The sequence below is a fragment of the Mycobacterium sp. genome, from assembly GCF_049278535.1.
Taxonomy (GTDB): Bacteria; Actinomycetota; Actinomycetes; order Mycobacteriales; family Mycobacteriaceae; genus Mycobacterium.
In genome coordinates this window covers 1-3443 of sequence record NZ_JBAPMI010000053.1, presented here as the reverse complement: position 1 = coordinate 3443, position 3443 = coordinate 1, and the positions used below count along the sequence as shown (strand labels likewise).

Here is a 3443-nt window from a genome sequence, read left to right as displayed (position 1 = left end):
GCCCCGCGGTGACTCGGCCGAGCACCGCGCCGGCCAACTCGGCCGGAAGCCAGCCCGGGAGCGCCTCAGCTATCGCGGGGTTGTACGGATAGCAGTGCACCTGCGAGGTCGTATACGCCTCGTCGTCGTACTTCAGCAGGAGGTTGAATTGATTGAGCGTGAAGTCCTGCTGGCTACGCGGATCGCCGGTGGTGCGGCGGGAGACGAACGGGATCAGAAACTGCACCGACTCCTGCAGGCCTACCTGTTGCGGCGGCGCGCTCAGCGAGTTCAGCGCGATCCGTGTGCTGCCGAGCCCACCCGCGCCCACGAACACACGGTCGGCCTGCAGCTGCATCGCGCGGCCGGTCGCGAGGTCGACCCCGCGAACGGTCGGGGTATTGGCAGCAGGCTGCTCGACCGCGGTCACCAGTACGCCCGAGATGTGTCGCACTCGACCCTGGCTGACGAACCGGTCGATGGTCTGGCGCGCCGAGTAGACCAGTGAGTACGGGCATCCGGTCATGCACAGGCCGCAGCGCAGACACGACTTCGGGGCGAACGCGAGCCGCGCCTTGCCGACCACGACGCCCTTCGCGCGGACGGCGTCGCGGTGGCGGCGGTAGCGACCGAGCACAGCGGCGGTCCGAGCGGACACCGGCGGCAGGCATCCACGCGCCGAAATCAGCGGGAAGTCCTCGGCGTAGTCGTCGTCCTCGGCCGCTAGGGGCACCTCGGCCAGCACGGCCCGGTAGTGCGGTTCGATCTCCTCCCACCCGAACGGCCAGCGGTCGAAGGTGGCTCGGGAGAAAGGCATGATCTGGGCTCCCCAGACCGTCGAGAACCCGCCCAACGCAGCCGAAACGGCCTTGTCGTTACCGCGGTCGGGCATGGCGAGACCGCGCTGCTGGCCGCGGTCGACGAACATGTGGTTCGAGCCGTAGGCGCGCTTTTCGGGCAGGCCCGCTCCGGCGCTTTCGGCCGGCTGGACGCTGACCAGTTCGCGGTCGGCACTGGCCCACTGCGCGGGCTCCAGCGCGCTCATCCGCTCCACCGCCGCAGCCGTGTCGTCGGCCAGCCGTTCGCCGATATCGACGACGGTGATCTGCTCGGACGGGTCGTCGGCCAGGGCCAGGATCGCCGCCGCTGCGGCCGGGCCGGTCCCGACGATGACGTTATGCATCCGCGATCGCCACCGATGCAGCGCGGGCCGGGCGCGTCTCGGCCACGCTGAGCCCGGTGGTCAGGACCTCCGGCCGGCGACCCCGCGCGAGATGTACCCTGCCGGCGGCAAACCCGCATCCGCCCAGCGCCAGGCCGGCCACGGCAGCGAGCGCCTGGCGCAGTTGCGTCGGCCGACCGGTCACCGCGGCGAGCGGCGCCTGGATCAGCGTCAGCAGCACGCCGGCACCGAAGCGCAGCTCGGCGCGGATGTTGCCGCCCTCGCCCATGTCGGCGAACGCGCCGACCTTGTTGCGGTTCACGTAGTAACAGCGCCGCCAGAAGTAGGACCACGTCATCCGCTCCGCGGGGACGTGGTGCTGGACCTCGGCACGCGGCTCGTAAAGGACGGCGGCCGGCCCGTGCGCGTGAGCAATCCGATGCGAGAGGTCCATGTCGTCGTAGTCGTCGGCATGGAACCCGCCGACAGCGAGCATCGCCTCGCGACGCACGCTCATGCTTGTGCCGATCAGGCGGCGTACGGGAGCGAGTCGGTCCGGCAGCGATTGGTAATGGCAGCCGAAGACCCAGTCGAAATCGGGCGGGAACCAGGACGGCCGCGACGCCCCGTACCTCGGCTGTGACTTGCCACCGACCGCAAAGGCTGCCGGACGCGTGGTGTAGACGGCGAGCAGCCGTTCGAGCCAGTCCGGTGCCGCTACGGCGTCGTCGTCAAGGAAAGAGACGATTTCGGCGCGGGCGAGCAGTAGCGCGGTATTACGTGACGAACCCTGCCTGCCCGGGAACTGGCTCGCGACGATGATGATCTCGACGGGCGAGTCGGCGCGGTTGGCGCTGCCGGCGCCCCATTCCTGATGGCACCGGGCGAGCAACTCATCGTTGTGGTCCACGACGATGATCAGCCGCTGCGGTATGACTGTTTGCGCGAGCACGGACTCGACCGCTCGTGCGAACAGCTCCCACCGAGCCAGGGTATAGGTGCAGATGACAACGTCTGCGCACAGCGCAGTCGCGTTGGCAGGCACACCCGAGGCGTCGGGCTGCGTGGTTGCGAACGACACGTGTTTCTCCTACACGGGCGAATCGAACAAGGCATGAGGGTGCAAACTCTCGTTTAACACATAAGGCACTATACCTACTTTTCGAATGATATACACCCTGTAATCAGACGCACAGTATTGGATGTTGTCACAGCGGCCCTTGCACACTGCCGCGTCCTCGCTGGACCGGCCAAAATGCGCCAGAGGCTGATCGCGCCCGCCGTCGACACTGAACGAGTGCGCAGGTCAGCAGCTTTTTTCGGGGTCTGGCGGCGTCCCGGCGTCTTCGAGAAAAATCGAAGCGGTGTTGAACTTGTCCGGACTCATGGCCGGCGTTCCGTCTTGCTGAATGTATTGAAGTTCGGCCTCTGCCATCAGACGCCCTGCGGCCTGCAGGGTCGGGCTGTTGAACGCCACTCGATAACACTGATCGCGCGTCAGATGCCATGCGACCCTCGCGTCGGACGGTAACTCTTGACGCAGCTGCCGTAGCACCTGCTCTGCGTCGACCGTATGCATAACCAGCGCGTAGCCCTGGATCCGTCCAGTGCCTTGGTCGTCGACGTCACGATAGACCGCACCGTTATTCGTCAGGTACGAGGGCAAACTGGGATCATTGCCATAGTCAGTGCCGTTGTTGTTCGCCGCATTCGGCGTGTGCGTGGCGTCCCAACCGGCCCGGGTAGCTCCAATGCCCGGAATCAGCTCGGCTCGGACGGCTGCAGCTGCCGGCGCGGGCGCGGGTGCTGACGTGCCGGCCGCCGAGCGCGACGAACAGCCCGCCACCACACTGACCAACGCGCACCCGACCGCGACCACGACTCGCATCAATTCAGACTACCTGCCCGTCCTTCTCGAAGTTTGAAAATCGCTTTCTATTGTGCAAAAAGTATGTAAACTACAATATCATTAGATGATCGGTTTGTAGGCGAGCCCGTGATCGCTGCGGTCGCTCTGCAGGTCGGTTTACCTCCCTGCGAGGAACCCACGTCGTTCGCGTCTCACGAGAACGAATGACTCGAGATAAGGAGCGCTTTCATGCCTACGCGTTTTATGACTGACCCGCACGAGATGCGGGCGATGGCGGGCCGTTTCGACGTGCACGCGCAGACTGTTGAGGATGAGGCCCGCAAGATGTGGGCCTCGAGCCAGAACATCGCCGGGGCCGGCTGGAGTGGGACGGCGCAGATGACGTCCTACGACACCATGGGCCAGATGAACACCGCGTTCCGCAACATCGTC

At 65.9% G+C, this 3443-nt stretch carries 4 protein-coding genes; 1 reads left to right on the top strand and 3 read right to left on the bottom strand.

Annotation, left to right across the window (positions count from 1 at the left end):
• From WAO18_RS03085 to WAO18_RS03075, 3 genes are all read right to left on the bottom strand, one after another.
• Window positions 1-1162: hypothetical protein (locus tag WAO18_RS03085; RefSeq protein ID WP_422203788.1), on the bottom strand; the 1162-nt coding region annotated here is incomplete at its 3' end.
• On the bottom strand, window positions 1155-2222 hold the full coding sequence (locus WAO18_RS03080) for a glycosyltransferase family 2 protein (RefSeq protein ID WP_422203787.1): 1068 nt from the start codon (window positions 2220-2222) through the stop codon (window positions 1155-1157). The genes WAO18_RS03080 and WAO18_RS03085, both read right to left, overlap by 8 nt.
• Before the next feature lie 225 nt (window positions 2223-2447).
• Window positions 2448-3029: a hypothetical protein gene (locus tag WAO18_RS03075; protein ID WP_422203785.1), complete on the bottom strand. Its 582-nt coding sequence runs from the start codon at window positions 3027-3029 to the stop codon at window positions 2448-2450.
• 210 nt (window positions 3030-3239) lie between these two features.
• Here WAO18_RS03075 and WAO18_RS03070 point away from each other — a divergent pair.
• Window positions 3240-3443 (top strand): WXG100 family type VII secretion target (locus WAO18_RS03070; protein WP_422203783.1); only part of this gene is annotated, 204 nt, incomplete at its 3' end.

What these genes read in the sequence shown, in the direction of transcription:
- WAO18_RS03075 (WP_422203785.1), bottom strand. Translation starts at nt 3,029, where the DNA reads ATGCGAGTCGTGGTCGCGGTCGGGTGCGCGTTGGTCAGTGTGGTGGCG.